Origin of the sequence: Citrobacter sp. CFNIH10, from assembly GCF_002934585.1 — a bacterium.
In the GTDB taxonomy this organism is placed as follows: Bacteria; Pseudomonadota; Gammaproteobacteria; order Enterobacterales; family Enterobacteriaceae; genus Citrobacter_A; species Citrobacter_A amalonaticus.
Window position 1 is genome coordinate 3,350,022 of sequence record NZ_CP026216.1, and the last position, 21,681, is coordinate 3,371,702.

Consider the following 21,681-nt stretch of genomic DNA (forward strand, 5'->3'; position numbering starts at 1 on the left):
GCATGGCAAATATTCTGGGTATGGCGGCTATTCGTGTTAATGGCCGCGAAATCAAAACTGAAGGGAAATCCGTGCTGAATCCGGGTGGCTATGCCCGCCAGCAACATATGGGCGGTGGCAAGGTCTGGGGTAATTCCCGCAAGATGGCCGCCCCTTCCATCAAGCTGACCATTGCTGCGGATCGCGACGTCGATGTGATTGAAATCAGTAACTGGGAGGACGTGACCGTCATGTTCTACGGTGACAACGGTCTCAATTACATGATGACCGGCGCGGCCACCGATAACCCGGCAGAACTGGACGAAGATGCGGGTACGGTTTCGGCCAACTTCATCGGCGTCAAGTGTGTGAAGGTGTAAGACATGGCTGAACTGACATTCACACTGAAACACGGTCTGCGTACCGGCAAAGGCACCACCGATGAAATGCTTCACAAGGATGTGACACTGCGTGAACTGACATCCCGTGACGTTATCGAATCGCAACTGGCCTCTGAGCGCGTTGTTATCGGTGAGCACGGCAAGGCGGTCGCGTACTGCTCTGAGGTGATGATGGGGCTGGAGATGATGCGCCGGCAGATTAAGCAAATTGGTGAAATCCCCGGTCCGCTGGACATGAATCAAATCTATGGTCTGCATCCGGAAGATTTGAAGTTGCTGACAGAAAAGGGTCAGGCAATGGACGACATGCTCGGGGAGACTGCCGAACGGGGGCGACATGATGCCGATGGCAGCGGCACTCAATCTACTGCTGATTAACCTCTCTCAGCGTTTCGATGTTAACCGGCTTGAGCAACTGCCCCTGCGGCAGTTGCTTATTCAGGTCAGGCAACTGAGGAAGCAATATGACAAACCGCCTAAGCACTGAAATTCTGATTAACCTTGCCGGGAACCTGACGGCGAAAGCCCGCCAGTACGGCGCTAATATGAGCGAGTTTGCCAGCCGTAACCAGAAAGCAATGTCTGTTGTTAAAGCCGCGTCGGAATCTGCGGGACGTGGTCTGGATATGCTCAGCAACCGTTACACCACGATGATTGCCGGCCTTGCCAGTGGTGCCGCACTGAAAGAGTTTGCTAAAACAGACAGACAATTAACAGGTCTGGGTATTGCTGCCGGTAAAACTCGCGATGAGATGCGCAATATTTTTGCGGGTATCCAGGATACAGCCATCAAATTCCGTGTCGATGACTCGGAGGTGTTGGCGGCTCTGGAGAATGTCAATAAAACGACCGGTGATCTGGATTTTGGTATTCAGAATAAGGACATGATAGCTGCCTCTATCGCTGCATCGGGTTCTGACGGCCAAGCAATTGGTGGATTGTTTGCAACTTTTCAGAAGTTTCAGACAAAGAATGCCCAAGAGAACCTTCAGGCAATGGATATTGCCAACAACTTGGGCAAAGAAGGCGCATTCGAACTGAAAGATGCAGCGGAGAAAGCAACCAGGGCGTTATCAATGTACGCAGCTGCTGGAGGGAAAGGCGTCGAAGGAATCAAACAGGGGCTGGTGGTTCTGAACTCGGCAAGGGATGCTACGGGTGATCGCGATACAGCAGCCACGGCGACTGAAAACCTGATTCGAGATCTGCAATTACCAAAGGTCGTTGACACCCTCAAGCAGAAAGCCGGGATTAACGTTTATGACAAGGACGGAAAGATGCGTTCGCTTTCAGTGCTCTTGGCTGAAGTAGCGAAATCATCCGGTAGCAAGGGGGCGCAAGAGCAGAACAAAAGACTTCTGGAAGCCGGTTTTAATCAGGACAGTATTTTACTTATCAGTAGCGTCACCTCCGGCAAAGGGGCGGAAAATCTTAAGCGATACCAGTCAGTTGTCGGAGACGGTACAGGCATCATGAAAGACGCCGAATATGCGGCGAAGGATTTTACTTCGGCGCTGACCAGTCTGAGTGTCACATGGAAGAAATTTTCTAACAACAATCTTGCCGGTCCTGTACAGGAACTGGCTGATGCTATCAATTCCGTTGATCAAAAGACGGTTCAGAACTGGCTTGAAATCGGCAAGAAAATAGCTATTGCTACTGCCGGAGTCATCGCGGCACGTAAGGCTTTTAAAATCGGTAAAGGTGCATGGGATTTTCTTCAGCCAGAAAAAGGCGGTAAAGGTATCCCTAAAGGCGTCTCCGATGTTTTTGGCTCCGGCGTCATGCCGGTTTATGTCGTGAACATGGGCAAAGGCGGTATGGGTGGTCCGGGTGATATGGTCCCGTCTGGACCAGACGGGAAAAATCCCCGCAAACCTAAAGGCCCAAGACGTCTTGGTGGGCTGAATTGGATGGTTGGTCCGACAATGCTGGCGTCAACTATCCCATACCTTTATGAAGAACCGCCGCTGACCGATGACGACAAGGACAGTATGGTTCAGTGGGCAAAGGATCGCGCTAATCGCAAAGCGAGTGAGAAACCGGTTATTGATCCGCGCCCGTGGGCATCACTGACGCCGGCGACGCCGTTCGTTCCTGCGTCAAACAATCACCCGGCAGAAACACCACGTCCTGAAACGAATGACCATTCTTTGTTTGGTGTCATCGTTGATTTCCTGCGTGGCACCAATGCCGCCATTGAAAACAAAAACGCATTCGATAAGCCAGTTCAGCCACCAGCATTGCCAACAACCGTACAAAAAATGCAGGGTGAGATCCGTGTCATCCTCGAAGGTGGCGGACGCGTTAAAAGTGTCAGCATGAACCAGCCGGGTATCAAACTCAGCGCATCGGCTGGCGTGTCCAGCGTGGAGCAAAGCTGATGGCCGTTACCCGATGGGAAGACCTGCGCGATGCTTCATTTCGTGGCGTGGCGTTCTGGCTGGTGAACAACGAAGGCACTGGCGGACGTCGTGCCATCCCACGGGCCTACCCTAAAAAAGAAGTGGGCTGGACCGAGGATAATGGTGCCGTCCTGACCCAACAGCAAATCAACGGCAAGCTGATTGGAAAGAACTACCAGAGCGAACTGGAGGCACTTCTCCGCGCCCTGAACACACCAGGCCCTGGCGAACTTATTCATCCGTGGTTCGGCATTCAGAAGGTTCAGGTTGGCAAGGTTTCGCACCGACTGAGCACAGAAGAAGGCGGCATTGCCTATGTCGATTTTGAAGTGTTCGAAGCGGGTGAACGTCTGTTTCCATCCGCCGCTGAAAATACCAGTCTGACGGTAATGAGCGCGGCAGATAAGGTCAAAGACGCTCTGGCGAACGGCGATGTCTTTGCCCTGCTGGATGGTCTTGGTGAGATGGCCGATACATGGATGGACGATATGGAAAATCTGGTGGTGGGTGTGCTGACGCTCCCCTCCGCGATTACTGAATGGACTGATCGCCTCGGGCGTTTTCGTGGGTTAATTGAGCTGGCCGTCGCGAAACCTGCCGGATTTATCAATGATGTTCTGAACCTTGTAAGCGGCGTCCGTGAGACTGTGACCGAACCTCTGTGGTCAATGCGGGTTTACGATCAGCTCCGCAGCCGGTGGCAGGGAGAACAGTTTTCCGGTTCATCTTCTTCGCCGTGGTCATCGCCTGATTCGGTCACAAATACAAATGACCGTGCGACAGCTGCTGCACTTCACCAGTTACCCAAGTACATGTCAGTTACACCGGGTTCTGTTACTGACGGGACCTATGGCTTTGCCAGCAGCCTTCCTGATGTCGTTCCTGAACTGACGGATTCTATGCAGGCTAACATCACTGATTTTCGTCAGTTGATCGTCGTTGCCAGTCTTATCGGACAAGCAGAGACCATTGCCAGCACTGAGTTCAGAAGTAGTGAGGAAGCCATCAGTACGGGCGACACGCTGGCTGAGCAACTGAATGAACAGGCGGTGTACGCCGTGGAAAACGGCCAGCGGGATTTGTGGCATGCCCTGCGTGAGCTGCGTTTTGCCGTCGTCAATGACGTGCGGGTCAGGAGCGCTCAGTTGCCACAGGCCCGGATAGTCACCCTGACTACGACATCCCCTGTATCCCTGATTGCATGGCGTGAGACCGGTAATACAGAGAACCGTGACGCCATTGCCACACGGAACCGGCTGCGTGACCCGGCTTTCATTCTTCCAGGTAAACCTGTCGAGGTAACAGAGTAATGGAAATGGTTGTGCTTGAGGTTGACGGCCAGCAGTGGGACGGATGGACCGAGATGTCCATCACTTCCTCACTGGAGGCTGTTGCCGGCGAATTTGATCTCACTGTCACCACGCAATGGTCAGAAGCATCACCGCGAATCATTAAGCAGGGTATGCCCTGCATCGTCAGGCTGGGAAAGGATACGGTTCTGACAGGATATATCGATGATTTTATTCCCAGCTATGACGCAGAGAACATGAGTATTCGCGTCATGGGCCGGGATAAAACCGGCGATCTTGTTGACAGCTCTGTGGTGCATAAGTCCGGCCAGTGGAAAGGTGTTCGACTGGAGCAACTGGCAACGGAAATCTGCAAACCCTACGGCATCAGTGTTATCAGTGAAACTGACACTGGTGAAACCTTCGGTAGCGTGGTGCTTGAACAGGGAGAGACCGCTTTCGATCTTCTTGACCGCCTGGCTAAACAACGCGGCGTTCTGCTTACTGCTGATGGCCTGGGTAATCTGATCATCACCCGTGCATCAACAAAGCGTGCCGGCGTTCCTCTGATTTTCGGGACCAATATTCTTGCCGCCCGTGGCCGGTTCAGTTGGCGAGAGCGAAACAGCCAGTACATCGTAAAAGGCACGTCCAGTGCCGGTGGAAGCACATGGGACGCTCAGCCAGCGAAAGTGACAGGTGGACGTCAGACCATTGTTGATGATGGTGATATCAACCGCTACCGCCCGAAAATCCTGGTGAATGAAGACAGCCTGACCGTCGGCGGTGCGAGTACACGTGGTGAATGGTACAAAGCCCGGATGATGGGCGAAGCCAACAGCACCGAAATCACGCTGGCTGGGTGGCGCGAAAATGGCGATGACAGCCCGTTATGGCAAAAAAACAGACTCGTCGATATTGATGACCCGATACAGAACCTGAAGGCCACGTGGCTGATTAAGAGCGTGACGTTCACTGAAGGTGATAACGGGCGTATCTGCGTTCTGACACTGGTTCCTCCTGAATCAATGGACATGCCTGAAACCGGCACGAAGAAAACGGGTAAGAAAGGCAAAAAATCAAAGGCAAAGACGGTGGCAACATGGGACTGAATCCGGCAAACATCGGTCGCACACTTGAAGGTATTGGACGCCGGCTGCGGCTGCTCGTTGACAGAGCTGTCGTCCGTATCGTTACCGACAGTCTTGGTCGCCAGAATCTCCAGATCCAGTCTCTGGCTGACTCAACCAATGATGACGTTGAGCGTTTCCAGAATTACGGTCTGACATCCGTTCCGCCTGTCGGTTCAGAAGCACTCATTCTGGCGGTAGGGGGACGTCGAGAAGGACTGGTGGCAATCGCTGTTGAAGACAAGCGCTGTCGTCCTAAAGGTCTGGAGGATGGAGAGGTCAGGTTATATCACGGCGATGGTCAGTCATATATCACCCTGAAAAAGAATGGCGTTATCGAAGTTAAAGGGAAATCGGTTAATTACGATGTCCTCGATATGTTTGAGATAACTACAAAACAGTTAAAAGTTAACGGCCCTACCCAGTTTACAGAAGATATTCAGGTTGCCGGTAAATCTGTGCTTGAGCATTTCCATATTGACGGAGATGACGAAAAAACATCGGAGATGAAATGACTATTGGTATCAGTTGGAATAATCAACTCTCCAGAGGTGAACTGACAATTAACCATGATGGTTTATCGCGTGATGAAGGTATGGTCACACTGGTTCTGATTTGTCTTTTTACAGACGTCCGTGCTGATACCGATGACATTATCCCCGATAATTCATCTGACCCGCGAGGCTGGCCCGGTGACACCTTCAGTGATTATCCGTGGGGGTCAAAACTCTGGCTACTGGACCGCGAAAAACTGACGGAAACCGTCAGAATGCGAGTGGAAGATTATGCGCTGCTCTCCATGCAGCCTCTTTTACGTTCCGGATATGCACGTAATGCAACGGTGACGGCCACGATAAGCGGCAGTGATCGGATTAATTTTATTGTCATCCTTACCCGCCCGGATAAAACAACGCTCCGGATTGAAATAAGTAAACGCTGGGAGTCCACCGCTAATGACTTATAACGTTCCCGCACTGCGCAAACTTATTACTGACGGCGAAAAAGATATTGCCTTTGAACTGGGGCTGCAAAAACTTCCACCAGTAGGTGTTGAGAAGGCACTTAATACCTCATTCAGTAATCAGGTGCGTGATTTATACGACCACCAGAGCTGGATCAAAGACCAGATTATTCCGTCCGTTAAATCTGATGATGAAACCATTATCGAAACTGCGGCCAGTGAAGGCGTCATAAGAAAACAGTCCGCGTTTGCGAAGGGGCCGGCTGTATTTAAAGGGACCACGCCATTACCGGAGGATGCGGAGATGCAGACCGCTTCCGGTGTTGTTTATGCCGTGACGGCTTCCGGCGTTCCTGTGGATGGTGTGATGACAGTAACCATTCAGGCAAGCGATGCCGGCGTATCCGGAAACCTTCCTGAAGGTGAGAGTCTGACACTGCTGTCCCCCGTTCCCGGTGTGGAGAGCATAGGTTCAACGGGGACGGGAGGTATCACCGGAGGTGCAGATATTGAACCTGTCTCTGAACTTCTTGACCGGCTTTTATTTCGTAAGCGCAATCCGCCCGTTGGCGGCGCGGTGCATGATTATGTTATCTGGGCGCGTGAAATGGCTGGCGTAAGTCGGGCATGGGCATTTGATGCCTGGCATGGTCCATGCACAATCGGGCTGGCATGGGTTTATGACGCTCGTTCAGTGATTACCCCCGGATATCAGGACCGGAAAAATATGGAGGATTATCTTTTCCGTCATACCGACCCGGCGACTGGTGTATGGGTTGGCAAGCCAGGCGGAATAGAAGTATGGCCCGTTGAGCTGGTACTTCGCCCGGTCGATATGATTATTGACATAACGCCGGATACGCCCGCTACGCGTAAGGCTGTCCAGTCTCGTCTGTTGACGCTCCAGAAGACGCTGCAACCTGGGCATACGCTACCCATTTCAGCAATCAGGACTGCAATCGGCACAGCATCTGGTGTGACCGATTACACACTGAATCTGACTGCTGACATTCCCTGCGATCAGAATGAACTTATCACTATCGGGGAACTGACATGGCCCACAGCGTAGATGAATGGCTGGGTGCTTTATGGCAGATCATGCCGCGTGGTAAAGCCTGGTCACGGGATGAAGACGGAGATTTAAACCGTTTTTTACGGGCGTTAGCCAGACGTTTAAGTCAGACGGAATTTGATGCAGAGAGCCTGCTTCCGGAGATGCGGCCAGAGACAACATTCCTGCTGCTGGAGGAATGGGAAAAATACCTTGAACTACCAGAGTGTGGGCAGTTAAGCGGAACTGTAGAAGACCGACGTCGGGCTGTTGTGGAGAAATATCATCGTAAAGGGGGGCTTGCCCCGTGGCAGATTGAAGCGGTAGCCGCAGCGCTTGGGTTTACTATCCGGGTCACCGTCATTCTTCCTCATCACTGCATGCGTAGCTGCATGTATCCCCTTTACCCGGCCCGTTATCGCTGGACTTTACAGATTGATGTACTCGACATCAAAGGTGGACGCTTTACCTGTATCGATAATGTCATGACACCACTTCTTAGCGAACGCGCCAGAGAGCTGGAGTGTGTGCTGACTAAATATCGCCTCGGCGGTACAGCATACGAATATTTTTATTCTTCAGGAGATAACTGATGTTTCACGTAGATAATTCGACCGGTGTTCCGGTTATGCCACAACCGTCCCCTGTCACCAGTGAGGCTGAACTGTTCTTTACTGAAGGTGGTAATGGAACCCCTCCGACGTACCCCGGCCCCGACTGGTTTAACATCGTTCAGAGCGAATTGCTTAATGTTGTCAGAACCGCAGGGATTTCCCCTGACAAAATGGACAGTACGCAATTACTGGCTGCACTCGGCATGTTGTTCCTGCAACGCAATAATCCATTCGGAGACATCGCTCAGGATGGTCCAGAGGCGATTGCAACGGCTCTCTCAAACCTTGGTTTGGGAACAGCGGCGCTGCGGGATGTCGGAACAGGGGAAAACCAGATACCTGATATGTCGGCCTTTAGTTATTTGACCCCCGGTGCTGGACAGCCAGGCTACACATTCTTACCGAATGGCATTTTATTGCAGTGGGGGACAATCCTGCCGTCTGCCAGTGATATATCAACATCGTTTCCTATTCTTTTCCCTACAACTATTTTTGCCGTATTAGCGACATCGGGGTATACCGCTGGGGTAGGAACAACAGGAGTGTCTTCTATAGGCGCAGCAATTAATCCATCTGTTCGCGGCTCGTTTGTATCACGTAATACCAGTCCGACGCTGGGTGGACGATTTCTTGCCATAGGAAACTGATATGAAAATTTACTATTACAGCCCAAGCGAAAACGGCTTTATGCCGGGTAATGAAAAAGGCAAATACGTAAATGCCGGGACATGGCCAGGTGATGCCGTTGAGGTGGATGAGGCGACGTTCGCCACCTTCACCCAGACACCACCAGAAGGAAAGATGCTGGGGGCTATAGATGGTTTGCCAGCATGGGTTGATCTCCCACTACCAACGCGAGAAGAAGCTATCGCGACAGCAGAGCAGAAAAAATCAGAGTTACTGATTGCTGCACAGGCCACGATCATAAACTGGCAGAGCAAACTACTCTTGGGAGTCATCAGCGATGATGAGAAGACCAGCCTGATAGCCTGGCTGGCCTATATTGATGCACTGAACTCTGTTGATACTGCCAATCCTAACTGGCCAGATCCTCCGGAAGCGTAGGCCATTCGGGTTTTGCTGTATCGACACGCATCAGTAAGACCCGATATTTTTTCCAGTCAACCAGCGCGTTAGTCTCCTCATCCGTCGCAATACCGGCGTCAACAGCATCCTGTCGCCAGGCAATTTCAGAATCTGCGTTAGCCTTCAGATTCAACTTAATTGCTTCTGCGGCGGCTATTTTTTCCTCATATGTTGGGAGAGGAATATCAACCCATGCTGGCATGTTATCAACAACACCCCGCACTTTGCCTTCAGGCGGCTTCCCGTTAAATTCAGCCACAACAGAATCATCAATATCAATTAAATCACTAAGGTCATCCCATGACGATTGATAAGCAGGGAGTATTTCAATCGGGAAAAACGCGTTATATTTTGCTGACCATTTATATTTATTCATTTTATTCACCTATGCAGAACCAGTTAAATCGCACCTGCGCACCCGCACGACGAAAGAAAAACGATGTTTTTGATAACGAGTTATCGTCCTGGAGAACGTAGGCAATAGATCCCGCATCAGCACTGGTCCCTGATAGAGACATAATTACTCGCCCTACTGAAATCGGGAAAGGAACCGGAAAATTTATGGTCCCTGTTGGTGCAGAGCCAGTGTAAGTCCCCCACTGCAATAATTTCCCGTTTGGTAATTGGCTCCATCCTGAGCCAGCACCAAAGCTGGACATATCCGGTATCTGATTTTCGCCAGTGCCGACATCTCTTTTCGCGGCTTCTCCCAATTGAACGTTTAAGAGGCTTTAGAGCCTCATTAATATGCCGATAAAATCACCATTACTACACACGACAGAGTGATTAAAATTTATGCAAATTGGCTACGTACGGGTGTCAACAAATGACCAAAACACTGATCTCCAGAGGGAAGCTCTTAAACGGTCAGGATGTGAACAGATTTTTGAGGAAAAAATGAGCGGAACAATTGCTAATAGACCAGCGCTAAAAAAGCTCCTGCGCACTCTGAAAGAGGGAGATACACTCGTAGTCTGGAAACTGGATCGGTTGGGACGGAGTATGCGCAACCTCGTGTTATTGGTCGATGAGCTGCGGCAGCGCGGCATCCACTTTCGCAGTCTCACAGACAGCATCGACACATCGAGTCCGATGGGACGGTTTATTTTCCACATCATGTCCGCACTGGCAGAGATGGAGCGTGAGCTTATTGTCGAGAGAACCCTTGCTGGTCTTGCCGCAGCTCGCGAAAAAGGACGAATAGGTGGAAGGAGACCAAAATTAACGCCTGAACAATGGGCGCAAGCAGGAAGACTGTTGGCTGCGGGAGAAACGCGGCAGCGTGTAGCAATCATCTATGATGTTGGAATTTCTACGCTGTATAAAAAGTTTCCAGCGTCTGACATATAAATCACGATCACGCAGGCGATCCAATGTTATTTGTCAATGTGTCGCGATTTGATTGGCGCGCGGCACCCGGAACTCTCATGGTATGCAAATTCCAAGTATGTCGCAGAACAACGGCTAACGACGATGGCCGCAGAAATTACGCTGGGGATTTTTCGACCTACGGCAGTGTATGGACCCGGTGACAAAGAGCTAACACCACTGTTTCGCGCGATGCTGCGCGGTTACCTTCCGCGTTTTGGCGCTGCCGAAGCCCGTTTGTCATTTTTGCACGTGAGCGATTTAGCGCAGGCTGTCAGTCAATGGCTCATGGCCGACCAGACGCCGGTCTATCCGTATGAACTCTGCGATGGTGTTGCCGGTGGCTACAACTGGCAACGCATTCAGGAAATTGCGGCCGTAGTGCGCAACGGACCGGTTCGCACCGTAACCATTCCGTTACCGTTACTCACATTGTTTGCCGACGCGAGTACGTTAATCAGTCGGTTTGCCGGAAAAGAACCGATGTTAACCAGGAGTAAAGTTTGTGAGTTAATCCACTCTGACTGGTCGGCAAATAATAAATCTCTGTGCGAGAAAATAAATTAGTTTCCCCGGGTTAGCCTGGAATATGCGTTACGGCAGGGGTTATTTTAATTATTTATAATACAGGTATGTTATTTTCTATGTTAAATCATGAAGAAGTAATGGATTACACCCTTGAGTGTTTACAGGGTATGGTCGAAAGCGGCGTAGATATCCATCCTGACAGCGATCTGGTTAATGATCTTGGGCTGGAATCGATTAAAGTTATGGATTTATTAATGTTGCTGGAAGATAAATTCGACATTTCCATCCCTATTAATATTTTGCTGGATGTCAGAACCCCGGCGCAATTAATGGAAGCGTTAATCCCTTATCTGGAGAGTATCAATGAGTCTCTATGATAAATTTTCGCGCCTGGCCTGCGAGCGAGAACAATTTAGCATGGCAGGAATTAACCCATTTGGCACCTGTATCGATGAGGTGTTTTCCGCAACGGAAGGACGGATTGGCAACCAAAAAATTATTCTGGCAGGTACGAATAACTATCTGGGGCTCACCTTTAATCCACAGGCGATTGCCGAGGGGCAGGCCGCTTTAGCCAGTCAGGGGACAGGCACGACCGGTTCACGAATGGCGAATGGCAGCTATGGACCACATTTAGCCTTAGAAAAGGAGATTGCCGAGTTTTTTGAGCGGCCATCAGCCATCGTATTCTCCACAGGCTATACCGCGAATTTGGGGATAATCAGCACGCTTGCCAGTCACAATGCCGTGGTATTGCTGGATGCTGACAGCCACGCCAGCATTTATGATGCCTGCGCGTTAGGTGGAGCTGAAATTATCCGCTTTCGTCATAATGACGCGAAAGATCTCGAGCGGCGCATGATGCGCCTTGGTGAGCGCGCCAAAGACGCGATCATCATTGTCGAAGGCATTTACAGCATGCTGGGCGACATTGCGCCACTGGTCGATATTGTCGAGATCAAAAAACGGTTGGGTGGCTTTTTAATTGTCGATGAAGCCCATTCCTTCGGCGTGATGGGCGCGAAGGGACGGGGACTGGCGGAAGCCGCCGGTGTGGAGCAGGATGTCGATATTATTGTGGGAACCTTCAGTAAGAGCCTGGCTTCTATTGGTGGTTTTGCCGTCGGCGATCAGGGCATGGATGTCCTGCGTTACGCCAGTCGTCCCTACATTTTTACCGCATCCCCATCGCCATCGAGCATTGCAACCGTCCGCTCTGCGTTGAAAACGATCGCAACACAACCGGAGCTGCGCCAAAAGCTGTGGGATAACGCAGCGCGACTGTATGAAGGGCTTGAGAAACTGGGCTATGAGCTGAGTTCGCACATCAGCCCTGTGGTGCCGGTGATTATTGGCGCAAAAGAAGAGGGACTGCGTATCTGGCGAGAACTGATCGCCGCTGGCGTTTATGTTAATCTCATTTTGCCACCGGCTGCCCCCGCCGGGATTACGTTGCTGCGTTGCAGTGTTAATGCCGCGCATACCTACGAGCAGATTGACGCGATTATTCAGGCATTTGCACAGCTGAAAAAATAATCTGCTCTGCGCAGCAGATATTGTTCCTGAGAATATCTGCTGCGATGTCTTACTCCTGTCCATCACGCCGTCTGATGAATGTTGCGATATCAGGGTTGGCGATCGAATCGATAAACCAGTATTAATGCCACCGCCAGGAGCAATATTGGCGGTGCCAGCGTTGTCATTTGCACGTTCAGGGAATAGAGCAGTCCCAGGTTGACGATGATCTGGTCACAGACGTAAGTAAGTAGACCAACGATCACACCGACGGACAGTCGACTCCCGAGTCCGGGAGCGCGGGGGGTGCTAAAGGTGAAAGGGATCGCCAGTAAAATCATCGCCAGGATTAAAAGCAGATGTCCCAGCTTTAGCCACAACGCCAGCGTAAATTCGAGACTGGGTTGACCTGTACTCTTCAGGTAGGAAATATAATGGCTGAGTTGTTTAACTGAAAAACTGCTGCTGGGCAGGGTGAGTTCCTCAAGACTCATGTCCCCGAACAAAGATGACCACACGACGTTCTCTTTCGTCTCGGTTGTCTCCTTACCGTTGGCCCACGCTTTTTGATTGACGCCCTCAAGCCGCCAGACGCCGTTATCTGAAATGGTGGCAGTCCGCGCATAGATATACCGTTGCAGAGAGTGGTCCGCCCGGTAGTAAAAGAGCTCAATGCCTTCTGGTTGGCGATGCGCATCCAGCGATTTTACCGTCACAAACACATTGCCGCGCCGGGCCCACAGAATGTTTCCTGCCGTATCGTGATTGCTGTAGCGCGTTTTAATCTGCAACGCCTGTTGTTGCATCGGCGAGGAAATCCATTCATCAATGACGCCGAGGGCAACGATTAGCATCAGTCCCGCGCTTAGCGTCACTATGGCGATTTTGAAAATTGAGCATCCCGTGGTGCGTATGGCGGTTAATTCCCCGCTTTTCGACAACTGTCCCAATCCGATAATGCCACCGAGCAAAGCGATAAACGGACCAAGATCGATAAGGGTCCTCGGCAATGTCATCAACACGACCATCACCGCCTGCGTCCAGCGGTATCCGTCTGGACTCACATCATCGAGTTCGCCGATCAGATTAAAGGTGGTAAACAGGGGAAGCAGTAACCCTGCAGCCGCCGCAAATCCTAAAAAGAGATTGCGTATGATATAGCGACTGAAGATTTTCATTTATACGTTTTCCATCGCAGCGTGCCGTCGCGAATCAACAGAATCACCAGACCTGACAGCATGAGCAGGGGGACCAGCCATAGTCCCGGCGTGACGGGCAACGCACCGTTGGCAACCAGCGTACGGCATATATTACCGCCATAAAAAATGATGACGAATAAGAGCGTGAGCGGGAGCAGTGTGGAAAACCGTCCCTGGCGTGGCCTGACGCGGCTTAACGGGACTGCCAGCAGCCCCATGAGTAACGCGCAGACTCCGCGACTTTCCCGCCATTGCAGTTCAGCGGTATCCGCCGGTGCAGAGGAACGAGCGAGCGTCTGTATGGATTTCGCCTTGCGTTTGACCTCGTCATTCTGGTCGAACGGTTTCATATTCAGTTTGAGATTGCGGAAAATTTGCTCGTTATCATCACTGCCCTGATGATCCAGGACATAGCCGGTACCGGAGTGCAACATCACTGAGGGCGTCGTGGAGGAGGGATCAACAACGTCCACGCTGTTGGCCCTGAAGATACTGGTTTTACTGGCAGAGGCGGTGTAAATCAGCGCATCATTCAAATGAGCTGCGTCGGGGTCAATCTGACGGGCGAGGATCATCCGTCCATTGTTGTTGACGTTAAACTTTCTTGCCTGCAGGTGACGGACATCCAGCTCTGACTGCGACTGTTGTTCTAACTGATAAATTTGCGCGTAAGCCCAGGGTCTGCCGTACAGAGACAGGAGCAACACCAGAATACTCAATGGAATGGCGAGGAACATCACGGCGCGATAAAGACGTGAAGGCGTGGCACCAGCGGCGGCTATCGCCGTCATTTCCGAATCGGTATACATCTGGCCAAGGGTGACGCCGACGGAAACATACAGACCGACCGGAAGCAACATCTCCAGCGCAATCAAAACTTTATAGAAGACAACATTCAGCACAACGCCGAGGGCTAATGTCCCGTTGGCCGCTTCGGTCAGGTAGCGCTGTGCGCAATAGCAGGCGAAAATAAAAATCAGAAAGCCCACAAGTGTCACCACCAGTCGACAAATGCCTGTCATGATGTAGTGTTCAATTAATTTCATCACAGGCCTGGCGATTCGTTAACCATCTTTTGTACCATCGCGATGACCTGATGCACCTCTTTCGGCGTCAGATCACCATCCTTAGCCCACGAGACGCGGCCCTCTTTATCCAGCACCAGAATGGTTGAACTCATCTCATTGAGTTGCCAGGTTTTGCGTCCCAGTCCGCTGCTGTCGATGATAAATTGTGCCCACGGGTAGCGACGTTTGTTTTTTTCTATCTTGCCGAGGACAAAGAAACCAGAACCAAAGATCACATCATCGGTATTCACGATGGTGGTCGGTTGAAAGCGGTCCAGAGGGAAATGGGCGGCCTTAACGGCTTTTATCAACATTGCGTTTTTCTTTTTTGCCGATTTTCGCCCGGCAATATACTGAACAATGCGCACCTTTCCTGCCAGTTCACCGCTATTCCAGGTTCGGTAGCTAAACGTATCGCGATTATCCAGCAGTAATTCGCCGCGATCCGTAATGACAATGGGCTTAACCGGCTGGCCACCGACAAAGTTATGTGCTGACGCCAGCCATGGCGAGAGCAGAAGTGAAATCATCAATAATCGACGTATCAGCATCGCAAATCCTTTATTTCGCTTAGTCGGGATGGAGAATCCTGTGTCGGGCAATCTACAGAGGATAACGGGCGAGCCATTGCTCTATACGGCCACGAATATCGCCATTCAGTGCGCAGGGCTCGTCGTACGGTGTTCGCATTTCCATTGCATCGGCCACCATCTCATCATGCCGGTCTCCCATCAGACCGTTAATAGCAGCCAGAAAGCGGGAGATGGCGCGAGCATCGTGATTGTCAGGTTCGAGAGAGCGTAACGTATCGAAATAAGAAACCTGCTGACTGATGATTTTTCGCATAGTGTGGAATTCACGTCCTGTCAGTTGCGGTTGGGCCAGCAGGTCCCGTAGCGTGCGCATTTGCGCCTGACAATAGGTGGTAAATCCGTTGGCCGTTTCTGGCTGACTGTGGTGCAAGGAATACTGGACAACCCACCAGACGGGAAGGCTCAGGAAAAGACGCAAGCGCTTTCCATAGGTGGCAATAATCGTTTTATTTCCGTTACGAAACCCGTCCTGGAAGTGGCCGAGAAAAACGGTGGTTTTGCTAAATAAACGGCCTGCCTGGTGGTTCTTGCGATAGAGACGCAGCGCGAAACGTAAATGCTTATAACGCGCGCGAATGTATTTGTACTGCATCCGTTCGTTATCTGACAGCTCGCCGCCGCGTAATTGTTTCAGCACCAAATGCAGTAAGTCCGTTCGGGTAAAACCCTCCTCCCAAAACTGCAGGCACAAATCATAACAGCGACGGATATTGTCCTCGGTGCAGTAGGTATGAATATGTTCCGGTAGCGTGGCATGGCGATCAACGATGTCGTCTTCTTCCACCGCCGCAAAGAGGCGTTGAAGAACGTCTGGCGAGAATTTTTCGTGTGTCATGAGTGAGTCTCTTTGTCTGCGGTAAATGGCAAGCGCTGACGATGGCGATAGGCGTGTAATGTCGGGATCAGGGAAAGCAGCACATCCAGGCATTGTCCGGCGAAATAAGCAAATGCCGCGCCGATTACGCCAAAGAGATGCGACAGCCCTGGTAGCAGGACTATGTAGGCGATAGAAGCCAGGGTCTGTGCGGTCAGAAAAGCCCGCTGTTTGCCGGACATAAGCAGCAGTGATTCCTGAGGAAACCCCAACATTGAGACGATAATTGCACCAAGCATAATCTGGATGAGGTCATACGCCTGGAGGTATTTGACGCCAAAAACCAGCGAAATAAGCGGCTTACCAACAATCACCACCGCAAGTGCTACGACGATTCCAATCCCGCCGGCCAGCAACGCGGATTTCATTCCCAGCTGCCACGGCTTTTTGCTGCGCGGATCTAAGCGCATCACTTCGGGATAAAAGCTCTTTGCAAGCAGCTGTGCTGGCGTTCCTGTCGCATCAAAGAAAGTCATCGCAATTTTAAACAGCCCGGCGGCGGCAGGGCCGAGAACGACACCCACCAATACCGTGCTGCAGGAGTTTCTCGCAGACCAGATCGTGTGGGCAAAGTTGGTTGCCCAGACAAAATTCCATGCGCCTTCAAGGCGGCGCGCCGACTCAAACAGTCGTGGGCGTAGCGCACCGTGAATATTCCGGCTACGCAGTTCGCGCGCGGCAAACCACCAGTACATTGTGCCGCCGACCAGGCTGGAGGCGTACCAGGTGATCACAAAACCGGCAAACCCAAAATCGCCGAAATACGCGATAACGCTGCCCAGCGCGCGCAGGAAAGGTTTGGTGGCCTGCTGTACGGCAATCAAATCAAAACGGTTTACCGCCCGCAAAATCCCCGTTGGGGTTGATGAGGCCATTGAAGGGATCAGCGTGCAGTACAGCATTGCCAGCCAAAAGCTGTCGGCATCGAGGCCTAATGAATGCGAAAGAAACGGCAGTAACCCCATCCCGCAAAGGATCGCCGCAGCACCGCTGGCGATATCCAGGCTAAAGGAAAAAGAGATCACATCTCGGAACTGCTGCTGATTATTATTTTCCAGCGCGGGTGTGCCGTACTGAACGACCAGTTGCCAGGTCTGGAATTTGGCAAAATCGCTAATGGCTTTGGTGTACGACTGAACAATGACCAGCACGCCGAACATCGCAGGCGTCATCCCTTTACCGGCGCAGGAAAGCGCCAGTAACCCCAGCAGGGCGCTCACCACATTGCTAGAGCCTAAATAGGCGCTGTTACGAATGATGGTGCGAAACGCGCCATCAGCAAACCACTTTTTCATGGGATAAAAACCCGCCAGACCTGTTAATGATCACTCAGCAGGAGCAAACCCGCCCAGCATAAAATCTCAGGCCAGTGACGCGTACGTGCCTGAGTTCAGAGATTCTTTTGCTATGGGTGCTCCCCGATTTCGGGCAGGACGCTGGCGTGTTGTGATAAAACGCGCCTGCGCTGAGAATCCCGGGCCGTAACGGAGGCGGCTGCCAGCGCTTTTTCCAGCACCTCGCGGTAGGGCGCTCTGGAATCCAGATCGAGAATTCTCGAGCCGTTGTAGGTGAGCTTCATCATGACGTCGATTTTGTCGCGCAACTCGTTGTAGTCGTGGTCGGGCTTACGGGAAAATGCGGTACCAATATCGATATCAAGACGAATGATGAGTTCAGGACGATATAACGCCATTTCCTGATACAGGCGGGATTCGCGCCTGGCCATGCGGGTTTTCACCCAGCCCGTTGCGCGTTCGACGCCAATCCCCGGTCCGTCATAATGAAAACCGGAAATTTCGGCCTGAGGGTATCGATCGCTAATCACCAGCACGCCGCTTTGCGCTAGTCGCCGGACCTTGCGTAAGTTAGCCATCCGGCGTAGCGAGAACCCGTACATAATTAACGCCGCCCAAAGTGCGGGAGCCCGGGTACTCATGCTCTGCGTTTTTGACGACTTGGTCGCCAGTCGTCGTTCAAGCCATGTCCCGATAAGCGGCAGACGTTTGATTTTGTCGCCATCTTCTCCGGAAACAAGTCCCAGATAGCGGCGTTCAGTTACCCACTTTTGCTGCAGGTTTTTTACCAAATCCGCCGTCAGCGTGGATTTACCGGTGCCATCACAGCCCACCACGGCAATCAGTCCCGGAATATATTCCGGTAATGGCCCGTTCTGGGGGCTTAAGTTCTCTGTGTCCATGTCGTTCCGTCTTAAAAAGGACTCGCAAATCCGATCCGGTGATCGCGAAGAGAGGTCTGAATTGAGCGTAATGACTCAGTAAGAATTTTATCCGCCGACTCCCGACCGTTCAGTTCGAGGATTGGTGCTCCGTTGAACGTCAGATGCGGCGTGACCGCGATCTTCTCGTGGAGCACGGCAAGGGGATGATCAGGCTTACGTGAGAAGGCGGTTTCTTCATCGATATCCAGCCGGATCAACAGCAGAGGCCGCCAGGAGGCCATCCACTGGTACAACTGGAGTTCACGGGCTTTCAGGAGTCGTACCCACCAATTACCGCCAGCCGTTTTGGCCAGTTGTGGCCCGTCGAAGCGAAAACCGGGCACTTCCGCCTGGGGATAACGATCGACGATGAACAGCGTGCCTTGCCGACTCTGAATTAGCATGCTGCGGAATTTGTATGCTCTCCAGCAAGAGAGCAGGAAGATCACCAGCGCCGTGATGTTTCCTGGCGGTGCAGAAGGACTCTGGTGTACGTGTGCCGCTTTTTTTCGCAGATAACGCCCCAACAACGCCCCGACAACAGGCAAATGTTCAATCCATTCACCAATACGACCAGAGGACTGCCCGAGATAAAGCTGTTTTGTTGGCAACTGTAGGGCGAGATGCGACGTCAGGCTGGCTGCCAGGGTTGATTTACCTGAACCATCGCAACCGACTATAGCAATCACCCGTGCGAAAGGGGGAGGTATAGTGGGAATAGTATATTGACTCACGAAAGATCCAGTTTAAATAATTAATTGAGAGCGGCGGTTGTGTGCCAAGAATATCTGTTCAATAAAGTTGTGACAATGGGTAATTGTCGTTTTAGTATTAACAATTATATCCGGAAGGAGAGTCGGATAATAAATTATTCATGGTGGGTATTTTTGTTTAAAGGTGTATTTATGCAATCAATTAAACCTCCGCTAATAGCCGTTATTGGCAGCGATGGCTCGGGGAAAACAACAGTCTGCGAACATCTTGTTATCTGTTTGCAGAAATATGGCCCGACTGAAAAAGTTCATCTGGGTAAACAGGCAGGAAATGTAGGGCGCGCCGTGGTTAAATTACCGTTAATGGGTAATTCATTAGGTAACGTTATCGAACGTAATAAAGTTAAAACTGCAAAAAAATTACCTGGAGTGGTACCTGCATTAGTGATTATGTTTTTCGTTGCGCGTCGGTTATTGCGGTTTCGCCATATGCTGACGTGTCGTCGGCAGGGCCTCATTGTGTTAGCCGATCGCTACCCTCAGATACAAATCCCCGGCGCTTATGATGGTACCGTATTTCCCGTCAATACAGAGGGGAGTCGCTTCGTGAGTTGGTTGGCCGAACAAGAACGCTCGGCGTTTCACTGGATGGCCAGCCATAAGCCGGATTTAGTGATAAAACTGAATGTTGATCTCGACGTTGCTTGTGCACGTAAACCCGATCACCGTAGAGAAGCGCTGGCAAGAAAAATCGCGATAACACCACAACTGACCTTTGGCGGCGCGCCTCTGGTTGATATCGATGCTAATCAGCCGCTGGATGAAGTGCTGGCGGATGCGGAAAAAGCGATAACCGCGTTTATGGCTGCTCGTGGCTATCATCACACTGACGGTAATCAGCCCGCCGTTAGCTTTCATCCTCAGTAAGTATTGATGCCCAGTCTGGCGAACTGGGCATTCTCAGGTATATTCCGTTTCGCTAAGCCGGCAGTTGACTTAGATAAGTAGCAGAGAAGCCCAATACAGAAACCCGGACAGCAAAATCGCCGCTGGTAACGTGAATACCCAGGCCATCGCGATGCTGGTGACGGTTTTCCGCTGTAATCCGCCGCCGTCGACGATCATCGTTCCTGCGACGGCGGAAGAGAGCACATGCGTAGTAGAAACCGGCATCCCGATATAGCTGGCAAGACCAATGGAGATCGCCGCCGTGATCTGTGCGGACATTCCCTGGGCATAGGTCATCCCTTTTTTGCCAATCTTCTCGCCAATTGTGGTGGCCACGCGCCGCCAACCGATCATTGTTCCCATGCCCAACGCCAGCGCGACCGCCATGATTATCCAGATCGGCGCATATTCAATGGTGCTCAGCATGTCGGTTTTCAGTTTTTTCAACAGATGCACGTCGCTACGACTGATATCCGCTAGTTTTGCCACTTTATCTGCCGTATCGGAGATGCACAGCATGATGCGTCGTAACTGACCGCGTTGCGGCACGCTTAATGTGTCGTAACTCTCCAGGTTTGCTGGTAACAGTGTTTTCACGCGACCCAGGGCATCCATCGTATTCGCCGGATGGCAATGAAATTCGGTGGTTGAGGAGGAATTCGCTGTCGGTACAGTAAGCGGTTGAGCCTTATCCACTACCTGTTTTATCACGTCAGGGTGCTGCTGAAAGTAGATTTCAAGATTGCTGACAGCATCACGCGTGCGGGTGATTTCGTAGCCTGAAGCGCTCATGTTCACCACGAAACCGGCAGGCGCAATCCCCACCAGTACCAGCATCACCAGGCCGATCCCTTTCTGACCATCGTTCGCGCCGTGAGAGAAGGCCACGCCCGCCGCTGAGGAGATGAGCGAAATACGCGTCCAGAATGGGGGTTTCTTTTTACCGCCTTTCTTTTTCCGTTCTTCAGGAAGACGGTGGATGCGATCGCGTTTTTTAGTGCCGCTCCAGTAGCGGCGTAGCAGAAAGATCAGGCCGCCTGCGATCACCATTCCGACGACGGGAGACGCAATCAACGACGCAAAGATATTGACCACCGCCGGGATGTTTAACGCATCGACTACCGAAGTCCCGTTCATCAGTGCGTTGGTGAGTCCAATCCCAATAATTGCGCCTATTAGGGTATGAGAACTGGAGGCCGGTAACCCGAAATACCAGGTTCCAAGGTTCCAGATAATCGCCGCCAGTAACAGGGAAAAAATCATCGCGAGGCCACGTGACGACCCCATATTGAGCAGTAAATCCGTGGGTAGCATATGCACAATGGCATAGGCAACGCTGAGTCCGCCCAGCAGGACGCCAAAGAAGTTGAAAACCGCCGCCATCATCACTGCCAGATGGGGTTGCATGGCTCGGGTATAAATGACGGTCGCGACCGCATTGGCGGTGTCGTGAAATCCGTTTATGGCTTCGTAAAACAGGACAAAGACCAGCGCAAGTAAAAGCATCAAGCCGGTATATAAATCCAGACCAGAAAATAAATGTAGCATAGGGGATATACCGCCATTTTGAAGAGACGAACGGGCGCATTATCAGTGACTTTCGTGATTCGGGCAAAGTGAAATATCACCTTTTTTTGATATGACATCCGTATCGCATTATTTTTTGGATGATTATTTTTATCTAATTCAACGGGGTAGGCGATAATTTAGAAAGGAGAGGCATGCTTTTCTGGTTTTAATAA

The 21,681-nt window shown here is 51.4% G+C and carries 25 protein-coding genes and 1 pseudogene; 16 read left to right on the forward strand and 10 right to left on the reverse strand.

Going from position 1 to position 21,681, the window contains the following annotated elements; translation table 11 throughout:
• Positions 1-2: 2 nt before the first annotated feature.
• The 11 genes from C2U53_RS19880 to C2U53_RS19930 all read left to right on the forward strand — a co-directional run bounded on the left by C2U53_RS19880 (position 3) and on the right by C2U53_RS19930 (position 8,895).
• On the forward strand, positions 3-359 hold the full coding sequence (locus tag C2U53_RS19880) for a phage tail tube protein (protein WP_058587158.1): 357 nt from the start codon (positions 3-5) through the stop codon (positions 357-359).
• 3 nt (positions 360-362) lie between these two features.
• Positions 363-758 carry a phage tail assembly protein gene (locus tag C2U53_RS19885; RefSeq protein WP_104446353.1) on the forward strand — a complete coding sequence of 132 codons (396 nt, stop codon included), beginning with the start codon at positions 363-365 and terminating at the stop codon, positions 756-758.
• An 86-nt stretch (positions 759-844) separates the two neighbouring features.
• A complete protein-coding gene (locus C2U53_RS19890) occupies positions 845-2,764 on the forward strand; it encodes a phage tail tape measure protein (protein ID WP_104446354.1) in 1,920 nt (639 codons plus the stop codon).
• A complete protein-coding gene (locus C2U53_RS19895; protein ID WP_104446355.1) occupies positions 2,764-4,095 on the forward strand; it encodes a DNA circularization protein in 1,332 nt (443 codons plus the stop codon). The genes C2U53_RS19890 and C2U53_RS19895 overlap by 1 nt, the downstream gene beginning before the upstream one ends.
• Entirely contained in the window at positions 4,095-5,186 is a 1,092-nt protein-coding gene (locus C2U53_RS19900; protein ID WP_104446356.1) for a phage baseplate assembly protein, read from the forward strand. The genes C2U53_RS19895 and C2U53_RS19900 overlap by 1 nt, the downstream gene beginning before the upstream one ends.
• Positions 5,177-5,719, forward strand: a complete 543-nt coding sequence (locus C2U53_RS19905; RefSeq protein ID WP_104446357.1) for a phage baseplate assembly protein V — start codon at positions 5,177-5,179, stop codon at positions 5,717-5,719. Before C2U53_RS19900 ends, C2U53_RS19905 begins: the two co-directional genes overlap by 10 nt.
• A complete protein-coding gene (locus C2U53_RS19910; RefSeq protein WP_104446358.1) occupies positions 5,716-6,168 on the forward strand; it encodes a phage GP46 family protein in 453 nt (150 codons plus the stop codon). The genes C2U53_RS19905 and C2U53_RS19910 overlap by 4 nt, the downstream gene beginning before the upstream one ends.
• Positions 6,158-7,234, forward strand: coding sequence for a baseplate J/gp47 family protein (locus C2U53_RS19915; protein ID WP_104446359.1), 1,077 nt, complete (start codon positions 6,158-6,160; stop codon positions 7,232-7,234). The genes C2U53_RS19910 and C2U53_RS19915 overlap by 11 nt, the downstream gene beginning before the upstream one ends.
• Positions 7,219-7,809 carry a YmfQ family protein gene (locus C2U53_RS19920; protein ID WP_104446360.1) on the forward strand — a complete coding sequence of 197 codons (591 nt, stop codon included), beginning with the start codon at positions 7,219-7,221 and terminating at the stop codon, positions 7,807-7,809. The genes C2U53_RS19915 and C2U53_RS19920 overlap by 16 nt, the downstream gene beginning before the upstream one ends.
• Positions 7,809-8,477 carry a hypothetical protein gene (locus C2U53_RS30395; RefSeq protein ID WP_246876131.1) on the forward strand — a complete coding sequence of 223 codons (669 nt, stop codon included), beginning with the start codon at positions 7,809-7,811 and terminating at the stop codon, positions 8,475-8,477. The genes C2U53_RS19920 and C2U53_RS30395 overlap by 1 nt, the downstream gene beginning before the upstream one ends.
• A 1-nt stretch (position 8,478) precedes the next feature.
• On the forward strand, positions 8,479-8,895 hold the full coding sequence (locus tag C2U53_RS19930) for a tail fiber assembly protein (protein ID WP_104446361.1): 417 nt from the start codon (positions 8,479-8,481) through the stop codon (positions 8,893-8,895).
• Here C2U53_RS19930 and C2U53_RS19935 read toward each other — a convergent pair.
• Positions 8,867-9,292, reverse strand: coding sequence for a tail fiber assembly protein (locus C2U53_RS19935; protein WP_104446362.1), 426 nt, complete (start codon positions 9,290-9,292; stop codon positions 8,867-8,869). The genes C2U53_RS19930 and C2U53_RS19935 overlap by 29 nt on opposite strands.
• Position 9,293: 1 nt before the next feature.
• Entirely contained in the window at positions 9,294-9,575 is a 282-nt protein-coding gene (locus C2U53_RS30775) for a hypothetical protein (RefSeq protein ID WP_371415044.1), read from the reverse strand.
• Positions 9,576-9,711: 136 nt separating this feature from the next.
• Between C2U53_RS30775 and C2U53_RS19945 the strand changes: the two genes are divergently transcribed.
• The 4 genes and pseudogenes from C2U53_RS19945 (at position 9,712) to C2U53_RS19960 (ending at position 12,348) form a co-directional block, all read left to right on the forward strand.
• Positions 9,712-10,266, forward strand: coding sequence for a recombinase family protein (locus tag C2U53_RS19945; protein WP_094465479.1), 555 nt, complete (start codon positions 9,712-9,714; stop codon positions 10,264-10,266).
• Between the two features lie 51 nt (positions 10,267-10,317).
• A pseudogene (locus C2U53_RS19950) lies at positions 10,318-10,851 on the forward strand (NAD-dependent epimerase/dehydratase family protein); the annotation flags it as partial.
• A gap of 77 nt (positions 10,852-10,928) precedes the next feature.
• Positions 10,929-11,189 (forward strand): acyl carrier protein, encoded by a 261-nt coding sequence (locus tag C2U53_RS19955; protein ID WP_043001963.1) that lies wholly within the window; start codon positions 10,929-10,931, stop codon positions 11,187-11,189.
• The gene (locus C2U53_RS19960; protein WP_043001070.1) at positions 11,176-12,348 is read left to right on the forward strand and encodes an aminotransferase class I/II-fold pyridoxal phosphate-dependent enzyme; all 1,173 of its coding nucleotides are present in this window, start codon (positions 11,176-11,178) and stop codon (positions 12,346-12,348) included. The genes C2U53_RS19955 and C2U53_RS19960 overlap by 14 nt, the downstream gene beginning before the upstream one ends.
• An 89-nt stretch (positions 12,349-12,437) precedes the next feature.
• Here the strand turns inward: C2U53_RS19960 and lptG are convergent, their stop codons facing one another.
• From lptG to C2U53_RS19995, 7 genes are all read right to left on the reverse strand, one after another.
• Positions 12,438-13,505 carry an LPS export ABC transporter permease LptG gene (gene lptG, locus C2U53_RS19965; RefSeq protein WP_104446363.1) on the reverse strand — a complete coding sequence of 356 codons (1,068 nt, stop codon included), beginning with the start codon at positions 13,503-13,505 and terminating at the stop codon, positions 12,438-12,440.
• The gene (lptF, locus tag C2U53_RS19970; protein ID WP_104446364.1) at positions 13,502-14,572 is read right to left on the reverse strand and encodes an LPS export ABC transporter permease LptF; all 1,071 of its coding nucleotides are present in this window, start codon (positions 14,570-14,572) and stop codon (positions 13,502-13,504) included. Before lptF ends, lptG begins: the two co-directional genes overlap by 4 nt.
• On the reverse strand, positions 14,572-15,144 hold the full coding sequence (locus tag C2U53_RS19975; RefSeq protein WP_043001067.1) for a YtfJ family protein: 573 nt from the start codon (positions 15,142-15,144) through the stop codon (positions 14,572-14,574). The genes lptF and C2U53_RS19975 overlap by 1 nt, the downstream gene beginning before the upstream one ends.
• A 52-nt stretch (positions 15,145-15,196) precedes the next feature.
• A complete protein-coding gene (locus C2U53_RS19980; RefSeq protein ID WP_043001066.1) occupies positions 15,197-16,021 on the reverse strand; it encodes a hypothetical protein in 825 nt (274 codons plus the stop codon).
• Positions 16,018-17,355: a lipopolysaccharide biosynthesis protein gene (locus C2U53_RS19985; RefSeq protein WP_043001065.1), complete on the reverse strand. Its 1,338-nt coding sequence runs from the start codon at positions 17,353-17,355 to the stop codon at positions 16,018-16,020. Before C2U53_RS19985 ends, C2U53_RS19980 begins: the two co-directional genes overlap by 4 nt.
• 110 nt (positions 17,356-17,465) lie before the next feature.
• Positions 17,466-18,257 carry a hypothetical protein gene (locus tag C2U53_RS19990; RefSeq protein ID WP_044258098.1) on the reverse strand — a complete coding sequence of 264 codons (792 nt, stop codon included), beginning with the start codon at positions 18,255-18,257 and terminating at the stop codon, positions 17,466-17,468.
• Positions 18,258-18,268: 11 nt separating this feature from the next.
• Positions 18,269-19,012, reverse strand: a complete 744-nt coding sequence (locus C2U53_RS19995; RefSeq protein ID WP_051642345.1) for a hypothetical protein — start codon at positions 19,010-19,012, stop codon at positions 18,269-18,271.
• 171 nt (positions 19,013-19,183) lie between these two features.
• Here C2U53_RS19995 and C2U53_RS20000 point away from each other — a divergent pair, with 171 nt between their 5' ends.
• Complete coding sequence (locus tag C2U53_RS20000) at positions 19,184-19,918, forward strand: dTMP kinase (RefSeq protein WP_044264042.1); 735 nt, start codon at positions 19,184-19,186, stop codon at positions 19,916-19,918.
• Positions 19,919-19,987: 69 nt separating this feature from the next.
• Here the strand turns inward: C2U53_RS20000 and pitA are convergent, their stop codons facing one another.
• A complete protein-coding gene (gene pitA / locus C2U53_RS20005; RefSeq protein WP_044264045.1) occupies positions 19,988-21,487 on the reverse strand; it encodes an inorganic phosphate transporter PitA in 1,500 nt (499 codons plus the stop codon).
• Positions 21,488-21,681: the final 194 nt, after the last annotated feature.